Origin of the sequence: Cupriavidus phytohabitans (assembly GCF_000426345.1) — a bacterium.
Classification (GTDB): Bacteria; Pseudomonadota; Gammaproteobacteria; order Burkholderiales; family Burkholderiaceae; genus Cupriavidus.
On the sequence record NZ_AUFE01000031.1, the window covers coordinates 51,479 to 73,587 of the forward strand.

Here is a 22,109-nt window from a genome sequence, read left to right on the forward strand (position 1 = left end):
TCCAAGGAGACTTCCATGCGCCGAGCCGCAATCGTCACCCCCCTCCGTACTCCCGTCGGCACCTTCGGCGGCAGCCTGCGCCCCGTGTCCGTCGAGGAACTGGCCGCCACCACCGTGCGCGCCGTGGTCGAACGCAGCGGTATCGATCCCGCCCGCATCGATGACGTGGTCTTTGCGCAGTCCTACGCCAACAGCGAAGTGCCCTGCGTGGGCCGCTGGGCCGCGCTGCAGGCCGGATTGCCGGTCGAAGTGCCGGGCATGCAGCTCGACCGCCGCTGCGGCGGCGGCCTGCAGGCCATCGTCACGGCCTCGATGATGGTGCAGAGCGGTGCGGCCGACGTGGTCATCGCCGGCGGCGTCGAGAGCATGAGCAATATCGAGTACTACACCACCGACATGCGCTGGGGCTCGCGCTCGGGCAACGTGAAGTTCTACGACCGCCTCGACCGCGGCCGCGAGCGTTCGCAGCCGGTCGAGCGCTTCGGCAAGATCTCCGGGATGATCGAGACCGCCGAGAACCTGGCGCGCGACTACGGCATTACGCGCGAGCAGGCCGATGCCTTCTCGGTGCGCAGCCACGAACGCGCCGCGGCGGCGTGGGAATCCGGCCGCTTCGACGCCGAGATCGTGCCGGTGCAGGTGCCGCAGCGCAAGGGCGACCCGGTCACCTTCGCGCGTGACGAGGGCTTCCGTCCCGGCACCTCGATGGAGAGCCTGGGCAAGCTGCGCGCGCTGATGCCCAACGGCACCGTCACCGCCGGCAACGCCAGCCAGCAGAACGATGCCTCGGCCGCCTGCCTGATCGTGGCCGAAGACAAGCTGGCAGAGCTTGGCCTGACCCCGATGGCAACGCTGGTGGGCTGGGCCGCGGCGGGCTGCGAGCCTTCGCACATGGGCATCGGCCCGGTGCCGGCGGTGAAGAAGCTGCTCAAGCGCCTGAACCTGACGCTGGACCAGATGGACCTGGTGGAGCTGAACGAAGCCTTTGCCTGCCAGGTGCTGGCCGTGCTGAAGGGCTGGGAATGGAAGGACCAGGACGCGATCGAGCAGAAGCTCAACGTCAACGGCTCGGGCATCTCGCTGGGCCACCCGATCGGCGCCACCGGCGTGCGCATCCTGGCGACACTGCTGAACGAACTGCAGCGCCGTGGCGGCCGCTATGGCCTGGAAACCATGTGCATCGGCGGCGGCCAGGGGATCGCCGCGGTGTTCGAGCGCTGCTGATCGTCACCTGCACCGTCGTCGAACCGCCATCCCTGCGCGGGCCGGGATCCAGTGTCTTGCAACGTCACTGGGTTCCCGCCTGCGCGGGAACGACGGTGGCAGACCGACGGTGGCAAATACTGAGGAAAACTCGAAATGATCCGCGACAGCGACACCCTGGAAGCCCTGCTCGACAGCGTGCGGCGCTTCGTGCGCGAGCGCCTGGTGCCCGCCGAGGCACTGGTTGCCGAAACCGATGAGATCCCGCAGGACATCGTGCAGGACATGCGCGAGATGGGCCTGTTCGGCATGACCATCCCCGAGCGCTTCGGCGGCCTGGAACTGACCATGGAGGAAGAAGCCCGCGTGGTCATGGAGCTGTGCCAGACCTCGCCGGCGTTCCGCTCGCTGCTGGGCACCACCGTCGGCATCGGCTCACAGGGCATCCTGATGGACGGCACGCCCGAGCAGCAGCAGGCGTGGCTGCCGCGCCTTGCCACCGGCGAGATCCTGGCCTCGTTCGCGCTGACCGAGCCGGATGCCGGCTCGGATGCGGGCTCGCTGCGCACCACCGCCATCAGGGACGGCGACCACTACGTGGTCAACGGCACCAAGCGCTTTATCACCAACGCGCCGCAGGCCGGAATGTTTACGTTGATGGCCCGGACCAATCCGGACATCAAGGGATCGGCCGGGGTCTCGGCCTTCATCGTCGACGCAAAGACGCCGGGCATCAGCTTCGGCAAGCGCGACCTCAAGATGGGCCAGAAAGGCGCGCATACCTGCGACGTGATCTTCGAGAACGTGCGCGTGCCGGCGGCCAACCTGATCGGCCTGAAGGAAGGCCAGGGCTTCAAGACCGCGATGAAGGTGCTGGACAAGGGCCGGCTCCACATCTCGGCGGTCAGCGTTGGCGTGGCCAAACGCGTGCTGCGCGACGCGCTCAACTACGCGCTGGAGCGCCAGCAGTTCGGCCAGCCGATCTGCGAGTTCCAGCTGATCCAGGCCATGCTGGCCGACAGCCAGGCCGAACTCTACGCCGCCGAATGCATGGTGATCGACGCCGCGCGCCGCCGCGACGAGGGCAGGAACGTTTCCACCGAAGCCTCTTGCTGCAAGATGTTCGCCACCGAGATGGTGGGCCGCGTGGCCGACCGCGCGGTTCAGATTCTCGGCGGTTCCGGCTATATTTCCGAGTTCGGCATCGAACGCTTCTATCGCGACGTGCGCCTGTTCCGCCTGTATGAAGGCACCACGCAGATCCAGCAGGTCATCATCGCCCGCAACATGATCCGCGAGGCGCGCGGCGCCTGAGGGCCGAGCCGCCGAGATGCCCCCATGCTGCCTGTCCCGCGGGACGGGCAGCCAAGAAGCAACCGCCACGAAATCCATGACCGATTCCGCCGCCAATTCCCTTCCCGACCTGCCGCCCCCTTCGCCGCGCACGGGCGCGCTGAGCCACCTGCGCGTGCTCGACCTGTCGCGCGTGCTGGCCGGGCCGTGGTCCACCCAGAACCTGGCGGACATGGGCGCCGACGTCATCAAGATCGAAAAGCCCGGCGAAGGCGACGATACCCGCCACTGGGGCCCTCCGTTCCTGTCAGGCGAGGATGGCGTGCCCACGCGGCAGGCCAGCTATTTCACCGCGGCCAACCGCAACAAGCGCTCCGTTACCGTGGACATGTCGAAGCCCGAAGGCCAGGCGCTGATCCGCGAACTGGCCCGCCACAGCGATGTCGTGGTGGAGAACTTCAAGACCGGCGGCCTCAAGCGCTATGGGCTGGACTACGCGAGCCTGAGCGCGATCAATCCGCGCCTGGTCTATTGCTCGGTGACGGGCTTCGGCCATACCGGCCCGTATGCCGCCCGCCCCGGCTATGACCTGCTGATCCAGGCCATGAGCGGCCTGATGAGCATCACCGGCCATGCCGACAGCGAACCCGGCGGCGGCCCGATGAAGGTGGGCGTCGCGGTGATCGATCTGTTTACCGGCATGTACGCGACCACCGCGATCCTGAGCGCGCTGGAAGCACGCCACTATACCGGCCGCGGCCAGCATATCGACATCGCGCTGCTGGACGTGGCGATGGCGGTGCTGGCCAACCAGGGCGCGGGCTTCCTCAATGCCGAGGACGTGCCCCGCCGCCAGGGCAATATCCACCCTAGCGTGGTGCCCTACCAGGACTTCCCCACCGCCGACGGCAACATGCTGCTGGCAATCGGCAACGATGGCCAGTTCGCGCGCTTCTGCGAGGCCGCGGGCGTGGACTGGGCACGCGACGAGCGCTATGCCACCAACACCGGCCGTGTCAACAATCGCAAGGTGCTGATCGCGATGATGATGGAACTGACGCGCACGCGCACCACCGCCGAATGGGTCGCGCTGCTCGAAGCCAATTCGGTGCCGTGCGGCCCGATCAACAATATCGCCCAGGCGTATGGCGATCCGCATGTGCAGTCACGCGGCCTGCGCATCGAACAGTCGCGCTATCCGGGCGCGCAGCCGCCCGCCGGCCAGAGCGTCAACCGGGTAGTGACCGCCGCCAGCCCGCTGCGCCTGTCGGAGACCCCGCCCACGCTGCGCTATGCCCCGCCGGCGCTGGGCCAGCACACCGAGGAAGTGCTGCGCGACTACCTGAAGCTCGACGCGGAGCAGGTGGACGCGCTGCGCTCCAAAGGCGTGGTGTAAGTCGATACCGCGGAGCCTGCCGGAAGACCATGCGCATCGAACTCCAGCCTTTCTCGCATACGCATGTGTCGCGGCTGCTGCCGGCGTTCCCGCTGGTGATCGCCGCGACGCAAGGCAAGACCCTGGTGCGGCGCCGCGGCTTCGAGCGCGTGGTCGTACCCGGCCAGCCCCTGGTGGTGGCGCCGTTCGAAACGGTCGACCTGTACCTCGACGGCGGCGCGATGCAGCCGGCCTGCTGCAGCCTCGAAATGCGGCTGCGGCCGGGCGGCGCGCCCGGTGCGTCGCTGCACCACCGCCTGTCGCAGCGCGTGTTCATGCAGCCGCAGCACACATGGAGCGCGGCCTTTATCGCCGACCTGCTGCGCGCCTCGCCCACGCAGGTCCGGCGCACGCTGTTCTCGGAAGGCGCAGCGCTGACCGAGCTGTGCCGCACGCAGCGGCTGATGCGGGCCTTGTTCGAGGTGTTGCATGACAACCCCGGCACCGAGACACTGAAGCGCCGCATCGGCTGGTCGCCGGGGAGCGACCTCGAAGCCGCGTTCTACGACTGGTTCGGCCTGTCGCTGCATGCGCTGGCGCGGTCCGGTGCCCGGCGGCCGCCAGCTGCCATGCGCGCCGCGGCGTTCGTGCCGCAGTGGCTGGAACAGCAGCTGGCCTGATACGCGCGCTTTCGGCAAGCTCGAAAGCGGCCTTTGCCGATCCGCGATTGCAGCGCACCAGCCGCGCACATACACTGGCGTCGTCCGGCCTGCCGGACGGCTTTCTACCCCGCACAAGGACTTTCCGCGCGATGCCCCCGGACCGAGCTACTTTCCAACGGATCAGCGACATCCCCCGCCACTGGGCCACCGAGGCCCCTGACCGCGCAGCCGTCTTCGAAGATGGCCGCATCGTGAACTTCGGGCAGCTGTGGCAGGGCATCGGGGACGCCCAGACCTGGCTGCAGGCGCAGGGGGTCGGCACCGGCGACCGGGTGCTGGTCGTGGCCGAGAACTGCCTCGCCGTGATCACGCTGGTGTTCGCCTTGTCTGAACTGGGCGCATGGCCGGTGGTGGTCAACGCGCGCCTGTCGGAGCGCGAGCTCGAGGTGATCCGCTCGCACTGCCAGCCGCGCCTGATGCTGTTTACCCACGCCGCATCGCCCGACGCGCTGCGGCACGGCGTGCGCTACCGTGCCCGTGAAATCGCGCCGGCCGGCCTCGGCCCGCTGATGGCCAGCGCCGCCGACAGTGCCAGCGAACGCGAGCCGGAAGCCCTGGCACGCGAGGTCGCTGCACTGATCTATACCTCCGGCACCACCGGGCAGCCCAAGGGCGTGATGGTGACGCACCGCGGCCTGCTGCACTTTGCCCGCGTCACGGTGGCATCGCGCCGCATGCAGCCGGATGACTGCGCCTACGCTGTCATGCCGATGTCGCATGTCTTCGGGCTGGGCACGCTGCTGGTTTCGACCTTCCAGGCCGGCGCCAGCCTTTACCTGAGCGCGCGCTTCAACGCGGCGGACGTCACCGCGGCGATCCGGCAAGGGGCAATCACGCTGCTGCAGGGCGTGCCGACCATGTTCAGCCGCATCCTCGCGCATGTGCGCGCCAGCGGCGTGCCGCTGGCGCCGTCACCCAGGCTGCGCTACCTGTACACCGGCGGCGGGCCGCTCGACCCGACGCTCAAGCAGGAAGTCGAGGCGATGTTCGGCCAGCCGCTGCACCATGGCTATGGCATGACCGAGTACGCGGGCTCGCTGTTCGTCACGCGCATGGACCGGCCGCGCGGCGATTGCTCGGCGGGCGAGATCGTCGAAGGCGCCGAACTGCAGGTGGTCGGGGCCGACAGCCAGCCGGTGCCGGCCGGCGAGCCCGGCGAGCTGTGGGTCAGGGGCCCCGGAGTCATGCGCGGCTATTACCGCGCACCGGGACTGACCGCCGAGGCGCTGCGTCCCGGCGGCTGGCTCAATACCGGCGACCTGGGCCGGCTGGGGCCAGACGGCGCGCTGTTCATCGTGGGCCGCACCAAGGACCTGATCATCCACTCGGGTTTCAACGTCTATCCGATCGAGGTCGAATCGGTAATCAACACGCATCCGTCGGTGCGCGTGTCGGCCGTGGTAGGCCAGCCGGCCGCGGATGGCAACGAGCAAGTGATTGCCTTTGTCGAGATCAAGGACGGCGAGAAGTTCGATGCGCAGGCGCTGCACGAATACCTGGTCGACCGCCTGTCGCCGTACAAGCGCCCGGAGAAGATCCTGCGCGTCGCCAGCATCCCGACCACGGCCAGCGGCAAGCTGCTCAAGCACCAGCTCAAGCAGATGGTGTCGCAGCAGAAGTAGCGGTAGCGGCGGCGCGGGAGCGATCAGTCCTGCCGCCCGAGGCCGTCCTCGACCAGAAGGTCGACCAGCTTGCGTGCGAACAGCGGCAACGCGCCGACATCCGCCACGCACACCTGCAGCTTGCGCTCGGCCCATTCGTCGTTGAGCTGGACGATGCGCAGCGCCATCGTGCCGGCGTGCCGCGCGGCCGTGCTTTCGGGCAGCACGCCGAGACCGACATTGGCCTCGATCATGCGGCAGGCAGTCTCGAAATTGCTGACCTGGACCCGCCAGCGCAGCTCGCGCTGCAGGTCTGCCGCGGCACGCTTGAGGAAGTTGTGGATGGCGCTGGCTTCCGGCAGGCCGATAAAGTCGTAGTCGAGCGTATCGATGAAATCCACGGTGTCGCGCTCGGCCAGCGGATGGCTGAGTGCCGTGGCAAGCACCAGCCGGTCGCGCCGGTAGGGCATGACCTCGAGTCCTTCGGTGCGCACATTGCCGGCGATGATGCCGATATCGACCATCCCCTCCTGCACCGCACGCACGATGTCCGGGCTGAGCCGCTCCTGCATGTCGATGGTCACGTCGGGATTGTTGACCAGGTAGGTGCGCAGCACCGCGGGCAGGAACTCGCTCATCGCCGTGGTGTTGGCAAAGACGCGCACATGGCCCTTCACGCCGGCCACGTACTCCTGCAAATCGCCGCTGAGCTGCTCCAGCTGGCGGATCACGCGGCGCGCGTGGGCCAGCAAGGTTTCGCCGGCCCCGGTGACCTTCACGCCCTGGCTGCTGCGGCTCAGCAGCTTGACCCCGACGTACTCCTCCAGGTTCTTGATGCGGGTACTGGCCGCGGCCAGCGACAGGTGGGAACGCTGCGCGCCGCCGGTCAGGCTCTGGGCCTCGGCAATATGCGTAAACAGTTTCAGATCGACCAGATCAAAGCGCATCACATCGTTCCCTAGCGTATTACGGGATTATCGCGCAATGGTGGCGCCCGTACACGATGCCGGTGCGAATGCCGCACCGCCGGGGCGAATATCGCCCAGCGTCGGTGGCTTGTCCGCAGGGCCGGCAAATATGGCTGGAAATCCCTTGAGGGCGCGGAATCGAGGACGTGGATGCCTTCATGCACCTTGGACATCTTGTGCGTTTCCATGTTGACTTCACTGCCATGCTGGAAACGATCGTGGCCGCCGCGCGCCTGCCAGTCAACGCAGGCCCCCGCGGTGTTCCGTGCTTCGAAAATGCCGGCCCGCCTCGGCGGGGAAATGCGGCGCGGAAAACGCGCGACGCGCGGCTCACGCTACCGAACGCTGCCTTTCCGGGGCGCGGTGCAGCGCGAGACGGCGCGCCGCATCCATGGACAGGCCAAAGCGGTCATAGAAAGCACAGTGAAGGTCGCTATTGGCGGGCCAGCCGGCAAAGCGCGCCAGGTCGGCCGTCGCCACGTGCCCCGACATGGTTTCGAACAGGACGCGCATCAGCCGCTGCGTCCGGCACAGGTCGGTCAGCGCGGTGCCTTGCGCGAACAGCGTGCGGCGCACCTGCGCCGTGGACATGTCGAGCCGTTCGGCGATGAACGCGGCGCTCCAGGCGTATTGCGGTTGCAGGAATACCCGCTTGCAGATGCGGTGATGCAGCGCTGCCTGCGCCGCCGCGGGCATCACGCCGTGCAGTTCGAGATGGCATGCGGCGGGCTGCGCGCCGCTGCCGTCGAGGTGCATGTCGACGGCTTCGAACGCTGCCACCGCAATCTCCTGGCCGGGCAGCAGCACGCGTTCGTAGCCGCGCCGCCTGACCACCACCCGCCCCTGCGTGGCCGCGACCGACAGCGGGAATGCCAGCAGCAGCCGCTGCAGGCTGATATGCATGGGGGATTGCAGATGGACGCGCATGATGGCCCGGAAGGCGGTCTGTGACGATGACTATCATCGCCGCCCGCGAGAATTCCTGCCTCTGCAATTTCCGAACGCCCCGTTCGCCGCCATGACATAGCCCGCTCCCAGATGCTGCGGGACTGACTGCGGAGCCCGGCGACACAAGCCCTCAGGATGAAGGCCGCAGGACCGGTGGCAGTCAACCGGCATGGCCGGCTTGTGCCGTACTTTGAAATGGCGCCAGCGGGATTTTTCATTGCACGGCACAGTTGCGGTATGCGCTTTGACGCGCCCGCGCGGCATCTCCAGACTCCGCCCACACAAGACCACTACGGAGGAGATGCATGAAGACCCGGATCTACGCAGCAATGCTGTTGTCGGCGGTTCTGGCCCTGGTGTCCCGTACATTGAAACGACGCTTTACAGGAATGCATAGCCACCATGACTGATGATCTTTCTGCCAGCATGAACCCGCAGGCCGCGTTGCAGGACGTAGCGCGCCGCTGGAACGCCGCGGCACAGCAGTGGGATGCCCCTGCGCTGGCGGCGCTGTACGCCCCCGAAGCGCTGTTCTTCGGCGGCCGCCCCGGCCATGCCGTGGGCCGGGATGAGATCCTGGCGTACTTTGCCTCTTATGCGGAAACGCTGCGCTCGGCATCGATGGCCCTGTCCGGTCAAAGCGTGGTGGCGCTTGATGCCGCCACACTGCTGGCGCAAGGACATGCCGACCTTCGCTTTGTGCTGGCGGATGGCCGCGAGACGGCCTCGCAACTGCGCACCACCTGGGTGCTGGTCAGGCGCGCGGGCGTGTGGCAGATCCTTCAGCACCACTTTTCGCCGACGCCGGACGCGCCGCCGATCGGATAGGCGGCGTGCCATACCGCCGGGTTGTGCGGTCAGTCGCGATAGGCCCACAGGTCGACCACGCGGCTGCCGTCATCCGCCAGCAGGCGGAACGCGGCGGGCGCGTATGTCGTCCGCGTCGGCGAGCGCAAGGAAACGGCTGCCGTCGGTGGCGGCATAGTGCCATGCCGCGAGAAGGCGAACGGCGTGGCCGCGGTCGGGGCATTCGGGAAATTCACGTTCAGCGCCAGGCCCGCCGGCAGCAGTGGGCCGCCGTTTGCCCTGGCACGCAGCGTGTTGACGAGCTTGATGGTCAGCTGCGCCACCACGCCCGCCCTTTGGTATCCGGTGATGGACGGACGCTACGTTACCGGTGGCTTGTTACAGTTGCATGAACAACAATGCCGATGCCCTGACCAGCCGGCGCTGTATCGATCGATCGAACAATGGCCATCGAACGGCGCTGCGTGATCCGGCAGGCGCGGTGCCTGCGAGGCCACTGAAGGCCCGGATTCTTCCCATCTTCCCGCGGTCCAACCGGAACAGCGCAACCGCGAGGGCTGCTGCAGTTCGCACGAATTCTCTACAAGGATTTCCAGATGAAGCCGACCAAAGCCTGTCCGATTGTTTTGAGACGCACGCAGAACGGTCTCGAGATCCTGTCGTTCGAGCACCCCCTCTCCGGATTCCAGATCGTCAAAGGCACGATCGAGCCGGGTGAACCTCCGGCAGATGCCGCCGTGCGCGAGTTGCGCGAGGAGTCCGGCATTTCTGGCGTGGTGACTGCCGACCTGGGGTTGTGGGAATCCGGTGACGAACAACAGGTATGGTCGCTGCATCTCTGCGAGCCATCGCAGCCGCTGCCGGACACCTGGGAGCATCGCACGGCCGATGATGACGGCCACGTGTTCAGGTTCTTCTGGCATCCCTTGCGGGAGGCGCCCTCGGATCAGTGGCATTCGTTGTACAAGGACGCGCTGTCCACCATCGGGATGCGGCTGGCACGGACAGGAAAGTCCTAGAACGACATACAGGCGTGGCTGCGCACCCTGAGCACCGCTTCCTGCCGGAAGCGGACCTTGTACTCGCTGGCGATGGCGCGTGCCGCCGCCTCGCTGCGTTGGTCGGGGGCATGCACCAGGCTGAGCACGCGCGTGGCTTCCCTGACGGCCTTCCCGTCCGCGCCGCGCCATTGGCCGGACGCCGGCCAGACCGTAAAGCCGTCCGGGAAGCGCGATGCCACGGAGCCTTGCACAAAGGCGTCCCATTCCGCCTCGGACACCGTTCCGCCGGGCTTTTCCATGCCGAAGTAGATCAGTTCGGCGATTGCGGCTTGTTCTCCGGCCGCGCATGCGGGAGCCGGCGAGGTAGCGCAACCCGACAGCGCGAATGCCAGCGCCAGCGCGATGACGATGGCATTCCCGGCACGAGACAAAGGCGAGCAGCGAATCCGCATCCGTGCAGATTAGTGCAGCCTCCGGCCCGCGTAAACGGTCAAGGATGCCGCAGCCGCGAGCTTTCCGGCATCGCCTCGGGCATCAGCGGCTGTCGACGTCCAATACCGCCTGCGCAAACGCCACCGGCGCCTCTTGCGGCGGGTTGTGGCCGATCTTGCCGCTCAGCTGGCGGTGCTCATAGCGCCCGGTGAACTTGCTCGCATACGAACTGGGCGCCGGGTGCGGCGCGCCGTTCGCGTCGGCTTCGATGGTGATGGTGGGCACGCTGATCGTCGGCGCGGTGGCAAGGCGTTTTTCGAACTCGTCGAAGCGCGACTCGCCGGCGGCGAGGCCCTGTCGCCAGCGGTAGTTGTGGATGGTGATCGCCACGTGGTCGGGATTGTCGAACGCGACGGCGCTGCGATGGAAGGTCGCATCGTCGAACTCCCACTTCGGCGACGCCAGTTTCCAGATCAGTTTGGCGAACTGGTGCGTGTATTGCTGGTAGCCGGCCTGGCCACGGTCGGTGGCGAAATAGAAGTGGTACCACCATTGCAGCTCTGCCTCGGGCGGCAGCGGCTTCTTGCCGGCGGCCTGGTTGCCGATCAGGTAGCCGCTGACCGAGACCAGTGCCCGGCAACGGTCCGGCCACAGCACCGCCGTGATATCGGCGGTGCGCGCGCCCCAGTCGAAGCCGGCGACCACGGCGGTCGGGATGCGCAGCGCATCCATCAGCGCGATCATGTCGGCCGCGATGGCCGATGGCTGTCCGTTGCGCATCGTGGCGGACGACAGGAAGGTAGTCGAACCGAAGCCGCGCAGATAGGGAATGATCACGCGATAGCCGCGTGCCGCCAGCAACGGCGCCACGTCGACGAAGCTGTGGATGTCATACGGCCAGCCGTGCAGCAGCAGCGCGACGGGCCCGTCGGCCGGCCCGGCTTCGGCATAGCCGACGTTGAGCACGCCGGCATTGACCTGGCGGAGCGCCGCGAACTTCGTATGGGTGCCTGGCGTGGTCGACGGCAACGGCGCGGTCTTGGCTAGGCCGGCCTCGGGACGGGCGGCTTGTGCCAGGCCGGCGTGCGCGGCGGCGAGCGTCAGCGCGGCAGCACCGAAGAAGCCGCGGCGCGGCAGGTCGATGGTGTTTGACATCCTTCTCTCCTATCGGGTGATCGAACCAGGCACCAGTCTAGGAGGCGCTCGCAAGCGCAATGTGTCGGGCACCCCGCCGTCTTGTATCGCTGTGTATCCGGGTGCGGATGCCAGATACGCCGATACAAAAACAGGCCGAAGAAAAGAAACAGGCCGAAAAAAAGCCGCTCCGAAGAGCGGCCCGTCTCACTGGCGCGAAATCCGCGGCGACGTCAGTCGTCCAGCAGCGACAGGTCGCGCACGGCGCCCTTGTCGGCCGACATGACCAGCTTGGCGTAGGCCTTCAGCGCGGCCGACACCTTGCGCGGACGCGCCTTGACCGGCTTCCAGCCCCGGGCGTCCTGCTCTTCGCGGCGGCGCGCCAGCTCCTCGTCGGACACCAGCACGTCGATGGTGCGGTTGGGAATGTCGATGCGGATCCTGTCGCCGTCGCGCACCAGGCCGATCGCGCCGCCGGCTGCTGCCTCGGGCGAGCAGTGGCCGATCGACAGGCCCGAGGTGCCGCCCGAGAAGCGGCCGTCGGTCAGCAGCGCGCACGCCTTGCCCAGGCCCTTGGACTTGATGTAGCTGGTCGGGTACAGCATTTCCTGCATGCCGGGGCCGCCCTTGGGGCCTTCGTAGCGCACGATCACCACGTCGCCGGCCTTGACCTTGTCGTTCAGGATGTTCTCGACCGCCTCGTCCTGCGACTCGGTGACATGCGCCGTGCCCTCGAACACCAGGATGCTCTCGTCCACGCCGGCGGTCTTCACCACGCAGCCGTCGAGCGCGATGTTGCCGCGCAGCACGGCCAGGCCGCCTTCCTTCGAGAAAGCATGCTCATAGGAACGGATGCAACCCTCCGCACGGTCCAGGTCCAGGCTCGGCCAGCGGGTGTTCTGGCTGAACGCCACCTGCGTCGGGATGCCGGCGGGGCCGGCCATGTAGAAATGGCGGACCGCTTCGTCCCGCGTGCGGCCGATATCCCACTGCTCCAGCGCGTCCTTGAGCGACGGGGCGTGGACCGTCGGCACGTCGGTATGCAGCCTGCCGGCGCGCTCCAGTTCGCCCAGGATCGCCATGATGCCGCCGGCGCGGTGCACGTCTTCGATGTGGTACTTGTTGGTATTGGGCGCGACCTTGCACAGCTGCGGCACGACGCGCGAGAGGCGGTCGATGTCGTCCATGGTGAAGTCGATGCCGGCCTCCTGGGCGATCGCCAGCAGGTGCAGGATGGTGTTGGTCGAGCCGCCCATGGCGATATCCAGCGTCATGGCATTCTCGAACGCCTTGAAGCCCACCGAGCGCGGCAGCACGCGCGCGTCTTCCTGCTCGTAGTACTGGCGTGCCAGTTCCACGATACGGCTGCCGGCGCGCTTGAACAGTTGTTCGCGGTCGGCGTGGGTCGCCACCACCGTGCCATTGCCCGGCAGCGACAGGCCCAGCGCCTCGGTCAGGCAGTTCATGGAGTTGGCCGTGAACATGCCCGAGCACGAGCCGCAGGTCGGGCATGCGGAGCGCTCCACCTCGGCCACGTCGGCGTCGGAGTAGGCGCTGTCGGCGGCGATCACCATGGCGTCGACCAGGTCGAGCTTCTTGAACTCGACGGCCTTGGTGACCGGGTTGGCCAGGCGCGTCTTGCCGGCTTCCATCGGGCCGCCGGAGACGAAGATCACCGGGATGTTGAGGCGCATCGCGGCCATCAGCATGCCCGGGGTGATCTTGTCGCAATTGGAGATGCACACCATGGCGTCGGCGCAGTGCGCGTTGACCATGTACTCCACCGAGTCGGCGATGATGTCGCGGCTGGGCAGCGAGTACAGCATGCCGTCGTGGCCCATGGCGATGCCGTCATCGACCGCGATGGTGTTGAATTCCTTGGCCACGCCGCCGGCCGCCTCGATCTCGCGCGCGACCAGCTGGCCCAGGTCTTTCAGGTGCACGTGCCCGGGCACGAACTGGGTGAACGAATTGACCACCGCGATGATGGGCTTGTTGAAATCTTCGTCTTTCATGCCGGTGGCACGCCACAGCGAGCGGGCCCCCGCCATGTTGCGGCCGGCGGTGGAGGTTTTGGAACGGTATGTGGGCATTGTTTTGCTAAGGAATGTCGCCAGAAAGGTTGCGGGCCACGGGATGAACGGCCTTGCGCGCGCCCGTGCGGACAACCTCTTGAGCTGCGCCCTGGGCAAACCGGGGATTATCCCATAACAGGTCGTGTCTCAGGTTCCGGCGCGGCGGCCGGTGCGGGCCGTCGATCGAGATGCCGCTGGAGATGCCGGAAACTGCACTTCAGCCCGCGTAAGACACCGCCCGATACACCGCTCCCGGGGCACCCCCTAGACTTGAATCGCGGGCGCTCTCGTGGCGCGGCTGAGGCGCGGAAGTCTTATGGCAACGAACCCAAGGGCGACAACGGCCAGGCGCCGCGCTGCGGAGCGGCCGGACAGCCTTCAGGATTACCAGCAAAAGCGGAATTTCCACATCACCCCCGAGCCCGCCGGCACACGGCGCAGGGGGAAGGCGCAGCCGTTGCGTTTCGTGGTACAGAAGCACTGGGCCCGGCGGCTGCACTACGATTTCCGGCTCGAACTGGACGGCGTGCTGCTGAGCTGGGCGGTGCCCAAGGGGCCCAGCTACGATCCTGCCGAAAAGCGCATTGCCATCCATGTCGAGGACCATCCGCTCGACTACGCGGATTTCGAAGGCGAGATTCCGCCGCAACAGTACGGCGCCGGCTCGGTCATTGTCTGGGACCGCGGCACGTGGGCGCCGGTCGGCGACGCGCGTGACGGCATGGCAGCCGGCAAGCTGGTGTTCGACCTGTTCGGCGAGAAGCTGGCCGGCCGCTGGGAGCTGGTCCGCATAGCCAGGCCGGGCGACCAGTCGGAACAGTGGATCCTCTTCAAGAAGCGCGACGCGTGGGCGCGGCCATTGTCGGAGTTCGACGTGCTGGCCGCGCTGCCGGACAGCGTCATCGCCAGGCCACTGGGCGCCCTGAACGAATCCGGGCAAGGCCCGGTTGCAGACGCGGCCGAGGCCATCCGGCACGCGCCGCGCGCGCCGCTCCCGGCCAGGCTGGCCCCGCAGCTTGCAACGCCTTCGCCCACGCTGCCGGACGGCGCCGGCTGGATCATCGAAACCAAGTTCGACGGCTACCGCATCCTGGCAAGGATCGACGACGCCCGGGTGACGCTGTTCACCCGCAACGGACATGACTGGACCCGCAAGCTCGGCTCGCTGGCCGCCGAGATCGAGAAGCTCGATATCTCGCAAGGCTGGCTCGATGGCGAGATCGTCGTGCTGCGCGACGGCATGCCGGACTTCAATGCGCTGCAGAATGCCATCGACGGGCAACGCCACGACGCCATTGTCTTCTTTGCCTTCGACCTGCCTTACTGGGAAGGCCGCGACCTGCGCGGCTTGCCGCTGGCGCAGCGCCGGGAAAAGCTGGCCACGCTGGTCGGCACGGGTAGTGACCGGGTCCGCTTCAGCGAGGCCTTCGAAGCGCCTGCCGCGCAGATGTTCCAGGCGGCGTGCCAGCTCGGGCTGGAAGGCCTGATGTTCAAGCGTGCGGATGCCGCCTACGTTTCCGCGCGCACGCAGAGCTGGCTGAAGATCAAGTGCAAGCTGCGCCAGGAATTCGTCATCGGCGGGTTCTCTGACCGTGAAGGGTCGAAGACTGAAATCGGCAGGCTGCACCTGGGTGTATATGGCGAGGGCGACAAGGGTGAGGGCGACAAGGGCGACCTGCTTTACGTCGGCGGCGTCGGCACCGGCTGGGACAGCGAGATGGCCGCGAAGCTGCACAAGCGGCTGGCGGCATTGCAGGTCGACGACAGCCCGTTCGCCAATGAGGCGCGTGGCAGCCGGCGCTGGGGTGGTCGCCGTCCCGCCGTGCCGCGATGGGTCAAGCCAACGCTGGTGGCGGAGATCGAGTTCTCCGACTGGACGCCGGACGGCCAGGTCCGCCATGCCTCCTTCAAGGGCTTGCGCACCGACCGCCCCGCCAGGTCGATCCGGCGCGAAGCGGTCCAGACCGCCGTGACGCCGCATGGCATGGCCGCCATCAAGGTCACCAACCCCGAGCGCGTCATCGACAAGGCGACGGGCATCACCAAGGTCGAACTGGTGCGCTACTACGAGAGCGTCGCCAGCATGATGCTGCCGCACCTCGCCGACCGCCCGCTGTCGCTGGTGCGCGCGCCGGAAGGCATCGACGCGCCGACGTTTTTCCAGAAGCACGCGGAAACGGCAATGCCCGGGCTGACCGAACGCCCGGCCTCGCTCTGGCCCGGCCACGGCTCGCTGCTGACGGCCGACTCGGCCGAAGCCATCGTCGCGGCAGCCCAGATGAATGTGGTGGAGTTCCATACCTGGAACTCCACCGCACGGCACATCGACCGCCCCGACCGGGTCATCTTCGATCTCGACCCCGGCGAAGGCGTGCCGTGGGAGTCGATGCTCGAAGCGGCCATGCTGGTACGCACGCTGCTCGATGAGCTCGCCCTGCAATCCTGGCTGAAGACCAGTGGCGGCAAGGGCCTGCACGTGGTCGTGCCGCTGGCGCCGCGCCGCTCGTACGATGAAGTCAAGGCATTCTCCCGGGCGGCCGTGCAGCACCTGGCCGCCACCCTGCCCCGGCGCTTCACCGCCCGCCCGGGCGCGGCCAACCGCAAGGGGCGGATTTTCGTCGACTACCTGCGCAACGGCTTCTCCCAGACCACCGTGGCCGCCTTCTCGGCGCGGGCCAGGCCGGGGCTCGGGGTTTCGATGCCGGTGTCGTGGGAGCAACTTGGCAAGCTGAAAAGTGGCGCACAGTGGACCATCCGTGATGCCCGCGAGTATCTCAGCTTCCAGGTTGCGGACCCGTGGCAGTCCTATTGGGACACACGCCAGACTTTGACCGCCGCCATCGAGCGCTTAAGCTGATTCCAGCCGTACTGCATTGCGGAGACTTCCATGCCTGCCCGTTCCCTCGCCTCGCTGTCCCTCTCCTTCGGCCTGGTATCGATCCCCGTCAAGCTCTACACGGCCACCGAAACCAGCTCGGCGGTGCGCTTCAACCTGCTGAGCAAGGAGGGCTCGCGCCTGAAGCAGCAGTACATCTCCGAGCAGACGCAGCAGGTCGTCGAGCGGGCCGAGATGGTGAAGGGCTATGAATTCGAAAAGGGCCGCTTCGTGACCTTTTCGCCCGACGAACTCAAGGCGCTGGAAGAAAGCGCCAGCCACATGGTCGATATCGTCGCGTTCATTCCCGAGCAGAGCGTCGATCCGCTGTACTACGACAAGGCCTATTTCATCGCGCCGGACAAGCGCGGCGGCAAGCCTTACAGCCTGCTGCGCGAAGCCATGGCCAGGACGGGACGCTGCGCGATTGCCAAGTGGGCCGCCAAAGGCAAATCGCATATCGTGCAGATCCGGCCGGTCGAAGGCGGACTGGTGTTCCAGCAGCTGCTGTTCGCCGATGAAGTGCGCAATATCGCGGAACTGCATATCGAGGAGGTGGCGGTCTCGGATGCCGAACTGAAACTCGCGGTCCAGCTGATCGAGCAGGCATCGGAAGAGCAATACGACCCGACGCAGTACAAGGACGAAGAAAAGGCCAGGGTTCTCGCCGCCATCGATGCCAAGATCGCCGGCAAGCAGATCGTGTCGCCGGAGCCGGCCGAGGTTGCCGCCGGCGGCGAGGTCATCGACCTGATGGATGCGCTGCGCGCCAGCCTGTCGAAGAAGGCAGCGCCGGCGGCCAAAGGCAAGGCCGCCGCCGACACTGCGTCCGCCCGCCGCCCCGGCAAGCGCGCCGCAACCCCGGCAGCGCCCACGCCGATCCGGCGCTCCGCGAAGAAATCGGCGTGAACCGCGGCGAAGCCCTGACGACGCGGGCGCTGGAGGCGCGCCTGGGCGTGTCGCGCCGGCTGATCGGCAGCCTGGTCAGCGCCGGGCTGGTCACGCCCGCACGCGGCCCGCGCGGCGAGCATGTGTTCTCTTTCCAGGATGTGGTCCTGATCCGTACCGCGGCCTCGCTGCATCGGGCTCGCGTGGCACCGGCGCAGATCCTGCGGGCGCTGCATCGGCTGGAAAAGCTCGCACCGGACCGGCACCTGTCAGGCGTGCGCATGTCCGCCAGCAGCGGCAAGGTCTCGGTGCGCGACCGGCATGGCGCGTGGCTGGTGGAGAGCGGGCAGCGGCTGATGGAATTCGAGCCGGCCCCGGACGATGTGCGCATCGTGCAGCTGGCGCGTGCCGCCGCCAGCGAAACAGCGGCCGACGAAGCCTTTGCGCGCGCGCAGGCGATGGAGCCCGTCGATGCCGTGGCCGCGGAAGCCGCCTACCGGCGCGCGCTGTCGCTGTCCCCCGGCATGCTGGATGCCTACCTGAACCTGGGCTGCCTGCTGTCCGAGCAGCAGCGTTTCAATGACGCGATCGCGCTTTATGAAGGCGCGCTGGGCCGGCTGCCCGAGGCGCCGCAGCTGCATTTCAACCTGGGCGTCGCGCTGGAAGACATCGGCGCGCCCCAGTCGGCACTGGCTGCCTACGATCGCTGCATCGAGCTTGCGCCGGGCGATGCTGATGCGCATTACAACGCCGCGCGGCTGCATCATGAACTGGGGCACTTCCAGAAGGCGGTGCGGCACTTCAACCAGTATCGCAAGCTCGACCGGGCGGATTAGGCGGATTAGGCGGATTAGGCGGATTAGGCAGATTGGGCGTTGGGTCTCGGGGAGCGCCGTTCGCTTCAGCTGAAGCGATCCCGCATGACCAGCGCACTGATCTTGTGGCCATGCCAGAACATCTGGTGGATGCGGCCCTTGAGCTTGTCCAGGGTGTCGTCGTCGAGCGTGTCGAAGGTCAGCCTGACGGCCGGCCGGCTGCCGTCGCCCTCCATATGCTCGATAGAGTTGTATTGGGGAAATCCGTATTTCACCAGGAAGGCGCCGATGTCTTCGTCGGTGACGCCGGCATCGATGTTGCTAAGCATGAGGACGGACATGGATCATCTCCGCTGTTAGTACAAGGACGACGGACACCCCGTCGCCCGAGGCGTCATGGCTTGACCTCGGTCCACCCCGGGCCGGGGTCGAAAGACCGGATCGCACCGGCCCTTGCCGCACTGTCCCGACCAAGGTCGCGCTCGAAGACGCGTCCGTCGTGGCTCACCATGAAGCTCTTGATGCCGGTATCCCCGTACCGGAGCGGCCAAGCGATCAGGGCAAACCCGCCAAAGAGCTTGCCGTCGACAACATAGTCATACTTGCCGCCCGGCGCGTGCGAACCCTGCGAGGTCAGCAGCCGGTAGCGATAGCCATGGTAGCTGCCGCCCGGCGTGCTGCGATGTTCGGCACGGAGGAAGGCCGGGCCAAGCGGGCTTTCCGGTTCGCCGGGGCGCGTTGGCCAGTACAGGCCATCGTGTTTGCCAGGCGAGCTGATCAGCTTCGATGCGTACGCCGTCACGCCGCGGTCCTGGCGCATCAGCTGCGCATACTCGTTCTGCGCATCGCACACGGCGAGCAAGGTCTGCATCGCCGCCAGCTCATTGCGGCCGATGCGGCGCACGCGCATCTCCTCGACGCCGGCGCGCGTATCGAAATGCCAGCCCTTTGCAGTCTTCACCAGCGGGACCGGCATGGTCCAGCCGTCATTGCCCGCGGCAATGCGGGCGCGGTCGGGGCCGTCGGCGCGAATCGCGTGCGACTGATGCCAGGCCTCCAGGAACCTGTAGCGGATCTCGGCGCCGACGGGCGGGATCAGGTCGGTATAGCGGGCGCCGAGCAGCGACTTCATGGCGGCGTCGTCGCTGGTGGCAACCGCTTCGCCGAACGCGTTCATTGCCGCCTCGGGCGTAGCGAAATTCTTCTGCGCGAAAGCCGGCACCGCCGCCAGGGCGAGCAGCATTCCGCCAAGGAACAACGCCTTGCGGCAGGACCACGTCAGGCCCGATCGTTGCGTGCGCTGCATATCGCTATCCCCTGGTCAACGCCGTCCGCCACCACGGCCGCCGCCTCCGCGGCCGCCGCCGCCGCTGAAGCCACCGCCACCACCGCGGCTACCGCCGCCACTGAAGCCGCCACCGCCGCCACGCTGCCCGCCACCGTCGCGGAACGAGGCCGACTGCGTGCTAGCACGGCCCCGGTCGAAATCGCGCTGCGCGGCCGCACCGCCACCACCTACGCCCTGGAACGCGCTGTCGCGGCCGCCGCCGGCGGAGCGGTCCGAAGCGCGGGCCCGGTCGGACGCTCCGGCCCGATCGCCCGCCCCACCACGATTGCCACTTCTGTCCGCGACGCCCCCGCGATCGCCGACGCCTCCGCGGTCCCCGACGCCCCCGCGGTCCCCAACGCCCCCGCGATCGCCAACGCCGCCACGGTCGCCAACGCCGCCACGGTCGCCAACGCCGCCGCGGTCGCCACGCCCCCCGCCCGCCATGCGGTCCGACACCCCGCCCGCGCCTTCGCGGCCGCGGAATTCATTGCGGCGGTTGGCGGCAGCCGCATCACGCCCGCCAAACCTCTCGCTCGTGGCGTTATCCCGGTACGCCACCCCTTTGCGGTGCGAGGCGTCGTGCTGCCATTTCCCTCCGCCCTGCACCTTGGTGCGGTCGAAATTGCGGTCGATATTGGCGGCCTTGTTGACGTTGATGTTGACGTCGCCCCCGCCCCAGTTGCAGTTGCCGAAAATGGCGCCCGCAGCGGCCAGGCCGACGCCCCAGGCAAAGCCGGTCATCAGCGCGGCACCAGGATAGTACGCGGGGTAAGGCGGCCAGTAATACGGCGGGTAGGACGGATAGCTCCAGGCACCGTACACCACCGTCGGGTTGTAGGCCGGTACGTAGATGACTTCCGGGTTCGCCGGCTCGATCCTCACGATGGTTTGCGCTGGCGGTGCCGCCTGCGCTGACTGGTCCGGCGGCGGCGCCGGCGCAGGTTCGACAATGACCTTCTGCTGCTCGTTCGACTTGAGATTGCCCGATTGCTGCGCGCGCGCCCGCAACCGCTGCACGGCGTCGAGCACTTCCTTCTCCTGGCCAATGAACGCATCGCCCAGCTTCTGCGTCCAGTCGAGCTTGTCGCTCATCGGCTCAAGCACCTGCGGGAATGCCACCAGCGACTTGACGCTGACATCCCAGGACTGGCTCTCTACCGCCTTCAGCGCGGCGTCGCCCTTCACCTTGGGATTGGCCTTGACCCAGCGGGCCGCCTGCACGATCTCGAGCGGATAGGTGGAGGCCATCAGCACTTGCGACAGCACCGAATCGGGATAGAGCGCGATGGGCGCGACCAGCGCCTCCAGTTCTTCCGGCTTGAACGGTGCCGGCGCGGCTGGCGCATTTTGCGCCTGGACATTCAGGGCCAGCCATGCCAGGCCAGCGCACAGGCAGGCGCCAACACGGCGCCACAGACGCATTCCCCGCCCCTCCATGGCCAGTCTCCCTCGCCCCGTCATCGTCAGGGGCCGAACATCCGGCCTGGCGCCGGCACACTGCCCGCACCAGGTCCGGCAAAGCAAAAAGCGATCGCCAAGTCCTATTGCCCAGACAAACTATAGGTGCAGGCGTCCGCTCCTGAGATGAAAAATTTACGCAGGTGAAATAGGAAAAACTTTTGCGGCATCCGGGGCCGGGCAGCGCGGCCAATGCTCGAATCCCGATACTGCTGTCCGATATTGTCTATTGTGAGGAAGGTCAGACAGCACGTGTCCCAAGGCGACCGAACCAATGGAGGTGGAGCATGGCCAAGCATAAGGAGAAGCGTCACGACAAGGAGCAGGCCGAGACCGAGCCGCCCCGTCCCGGAGATGACGCCGAGGACCGCCAGGACGAAGCGCAGGCGCAGCCGCGCGAACGCATGTCCGAGAAGGCTTACCAGAAAGAGCTCCGCCACCTTCATGGCGAACTGGTCAAGCTGCAGCTATGGGTCCAGGCCAGCGGCGCCAAAGTCTGCGTGATCTTCGAAGGCCGCGACGGCGCCGGCAAGGGCGGCACCATCAAGGCCATCACCGAACGCGTCAGCCCGCGCGTTTTCCGCGTGGTCGCGCTCCCGGCCCCGACCGAACGCGAAAAGAGCCAGATGTACGTACAGCGCTATCTGCCGCACCTGCCAGCGGCGGGCGAGATCGTCATCTTCGACCGCAGCTGGTACAACCGGGCCGGCGTCGAGCGCGTGATGGGGTTCTGCAGCGAGACCCAGGCCGAGGAGTTCCTGCGGGCCGTTCCTCTGGTGGAGCGCGCCATCGTCAATTCCGGCATCATCCTCATCAAGTACTGGCTGGAAGTCAGCCCCGAAGAACAGACCCGCCGCCTGAAAGGACGCATCCACGACAACCGCAAGATCTGGAAACTTACCGACATGGATTTGCGCTCGTACAGCCGCTGGTACGACTATTCGCGCGCGCGCGACGCCATGTTCGCGGCATCCGACAGCGACGTCGCGCCCTGGTTTTTCGCCGATTCGAACGACAAGCGGCGGGCGCGCCTGAACATCATCCGGCACATGCTGGACCGGATCCCGTACCAGGAGACCGAGCGCAAGACAGTCAAGCTGCCGGCCAGGCAGAAGGCTCACGGATACCAGGAACCCGACTACCCCTACAAGCATGTGGAGTCGCGCTACTAGGCAGGAGGCCGC

At 67.2% G+C, this 22,109-nt stretch carries 20 protein-coding genes; 11 read left to right on the top strand and 9 right to left on the bottom strand.

Going from position 1 to position 22,109, the window contains the following annotated elements; genetic code table 11:
- Positions 1-15 precede the first annotated feature (15 nt).
- The 5 genes from K309_RS0121215 (at position 16) to K309_RS0121235 (ending at position 6,215) form a co-directional block, all read left to right on the top strand.
- Positions 16-1,224 carry an acetyl-CoA C-acetyltransferase gene (locus K309_RS0121215; RefSeq protein WP_029048287.1) on the top strand — a complete coding sequence of 403 codons (1,209 nt, stop codon included), beginning with the start codon at positions 16-18 and terminating at the stop codon, positions 1,222-1,224.
- A 135-nt stretch (positions 1,225-1,359) separates the two neighbouring features.
- Positions 1,360-2,517, top strand: a complete 1,158-nt coding sequence (locus K309_RS0121220; protein ID WP_029048288.1) for an acyl-CoA dehydrogenase family protein — start codon at positions 1,360-1,362, stop codon at positions 2,515-2,517.
- A gap of 76 nt (positions 2,518-2,593) precedes the next feature.
- The gene (locus K309_RS0121225) at positions 2,594-3,892 is read left to right on the top strand and encodes a CaiB/BaiF CoA transferase family protein (RefSeq protein ID WP_029048289.1); all 1,299 of its coding nucleotides are present in this window, start codon (positions 2,594-2,596) and stop codon (positions 3,890-3,892) included.
- 29 nt (positions 3,893-3,921) lie between these two features.
- Positions 3,922-4,551, top strand: coding sequence for a hypothetical protein (locus K309_RS37015; RefSeq protein WP_064737459.1), 630 nt, complete (start codon positions 3,922-3,924; stop codon positions 4,549-4,551).
- A 131-nt stretch (positions 4,552-4,682) separates the two neighbouring features.
- On the top strand, positions 4,683-6,215 hold the full coding sequence (locus K309_RS0121235; protein WP_029048290.1) for a class I adenylate-forming enzyme family protein: 1,533 nt from the start codon (positions 4,683-4,685) through the stop codon (positions 6,213-6,215).
- Positions 6,216-6,238: 23 nt separating this feature from the next.
- Here the strand turns inward: K309_RS0121235 and K309_RS0121240 are convergent, their stop codons facing one another.
- Both K309_RS0121240 and K309_RS0121245 read right to left on the bottom strand, forming a co-directional pair.
- A complete protein-coding gene (locus K309_RS0121240) occupies positions 6,239-7,141 on the bottom strand; it encodes a LysR family transcriptional regulator (RefSeq protein ID WP_029048291.1) in 903 nt (300 codons plus the stop codon).
- Between the two features lie 351 nt (positions 7,142-7,492).
- The gene (locus tag K309_RS0121245; protein WP_232232445.1) at positions 7,493-8,065 is read right to left on the bottom strand and encodes an AraC family transcriptional regulator; all 573 of its coding nucleotides are present in this window, start codon (positions 8,063-8,065) and stop codon (positions 7,493-7,495) included.
- A 447-nt stretch (positions 8,066-8,512) separates the two neighbouring features.
- Here K309_RS0121245 and K309_RS0121250 point away from each other — a divergent pair, with 447 nt between their 5' ends.
- Complete coding sequence (locus K309_RS0121250) at positions 8,513-8,938, top strand: YybH family protein (RefSeq protein WP_035878044.1); 426 nt, start codon at positions 8,513-8,515, stop codon at positions 8,936-8,938.
- A 29-nt stretch (positions 8,939-8,967) separates the two neighbouring features.
- Here the strand turns inward: K309_RS0121250 and K309_RS43030 are convergent, their stop codons facing one another.
- Positions 8,968-9,240: a hypothetical protein gene (locus K309_RS43030; RefSeq protein WP_232232446.1), complete on the bottom strand. Its 273-nt coding sequence runs from the start codon at positions 9,238-9,240 to the stop codon at positions 8,968-8,970.
- Between the two features lie 273 nt (positions 9,241-9,513).
- On the opposite strand from K309_RS43030, the gene K309_RS0121260 reads away from it, so the two are divergent.
- Positions 9,514-9,936 (top strand): NUDIX hydrolase, encoded by a 423-nt coding sequence (locus tag K309_RS0121260; RefSeq protein ID WP_029048295.1) that lies wholly within the window; start codon positions 9,514-9,516, stop codon positions 9,934-9,936.
- Here K309_RS0121260 and K309_RS0121265 read toward each other — a convergent pair.
- From K309_RS0121265 to ilvD, 3 genes are all read right to left on the bottom strand, one after another.
- The gene (locus K309_RS0121265; protein WP_029048296.1) at positions 9,933-10,349 is read right to left on the bottom strand and encodes a DUF3574 domain-containing protein; all 417 of its coding nucleotides are present in this window, start codon (positions 10,347-10,349) and stop codon (positions 9,933-9,935) included. The two genes, K309_RS0121260 and K309_RS0121265, sit on opposite strands and share 4 nt — an antisense overlap.
- A 103-nt stretch (positions 10,350-10,452) precedes the next feature.
- Entirely contained in the window at positions 10,453-11,505 is a 1,053-nt protein-coding gene (locus tag K309_RS0121270; protein WP_029048297.1) for an alpha/beta fold hydrolase, read from the bottom strand.
- A gap of 212 nt (positions 11,506-11,717) precedes the next feature.
- On the bottom strand, positions 11,718-13,577 hold the full coding sequence (ilvD, locus tag K309_RS0121275) for a dihydroxy-acid dehydratase (protein WP_029048298.1): 1,860 nt from the start codon (positions 13,575-13,577) through the stop codon (positions 11,718-11,720).
- 298 nt (positions 13,578-13,875) lie between these two features.
- On the opposite strand from ilvD, the gene ligD reads away from it, so the two are divergent.
- Genes ligD through K309_RS0121290 form a run of 3 tightly spaced genes read left to right on the top strand, consistent with a single transcriptional unit; the run spans position 13,876 to position 18,158 of the window.
- Positions 13,876-16,416 (top strand): DNA ligase D, encoded by a 2,541-nt coding sequence (ligD, locus tag K309_RS0121280; protein ID WP_029048299.1) that lies wholly within the window; start codon positions 13,876-13,878, stop codon positions 16,414-16,416.
- Positions 16,417-16,446: 30 nt separating this feature from the next.
- Positions 16,447-17,343: a non-homologous end joining protein Ku gene (gene ku, locus K309_RS0121285; protein ID WP_029048300.1), complete on the top strand. Its 897-nt coding sequence runs from the start codon at positions 16,447-16,449 to the stop codon at positions 17,341-17,343.
- Positions 17,340-18,158, top strand: coding sequence for a tetratricopeptide repeat protein (locus K309_RS0121290; RefSeq protein ID WP_029048301.1), 819 nt, complete (start codon positions 17,340-17,342; stop codon positions 18,156-18,158). Before ku ends, K309_RS0121290 begins: the two co-directional genes overlap by 4 nt.
- 65 nt (positions 18,159-18,223) lie before the next feature.
- On the opposite strand, the gene K309_RS0121295 is transcribed toward K309_RS0121290, so the two are convergent.
- The 3 genes from K309_RS0121295 to K309_RS0121305 are packed head-to-tail and all read right to left on the bottom strand — an operon-like array spanning position 18,224 to position 20,889.
- Positions 18,224-18,478, bottom strand: coding sequence for a hypothetical protein (locus tag K309_RS0121295; RefSeq protein ID WP_029048302.1), 255 nt, complete (start codon positions 18,476-18,478; stop codon positions 18,224-18,226).
- A gap of 53 nt (positions 18,479-18,531) precedes the next feature.
- Complete coding sequence (locus tag K309_RS0121300) at positions 18,532-19,443, bottom strand: DUF2950 domain-containing protein (RefSeq protein ID WP_029048303.1); 912 nt, start codon at positions 19,441-19,443, stop codon at positions 18,532-18,534.
- Positions 19,444-19,458: 15 nt separating this feature from the next.
- Positions 19,459-20,889 (bottom strand): DUF3300 domain-containing protein, encoded by a 1,431-nt coding sequence (locus tag K309_RS0121305; RefSeq protein WP_029048304.1) that lies wholly within the window; start codon positions 20,887-20,889, stop codon positions 19,459-19,461.
- A 323-nt stretch (positions 20,890-21,212) separates the two neighbouring features.
- On the opposite strand from K309_RS0121305, the gene ppk2 reads away from it, so the two are divergent.
- On the top strand, positions 21,213-22,097 hold the full coding sequence (ppk2, locus tag K309_RS0121310) for a polyphosphate kinase 2 (protein WP_029048305.1): 885 nt from the start codon (positions 21,213-21,215) through the stop codon (positions 22,095-22,097).
- Positions 22,098-22,109 lie beyond the last annotated feature (12 nt).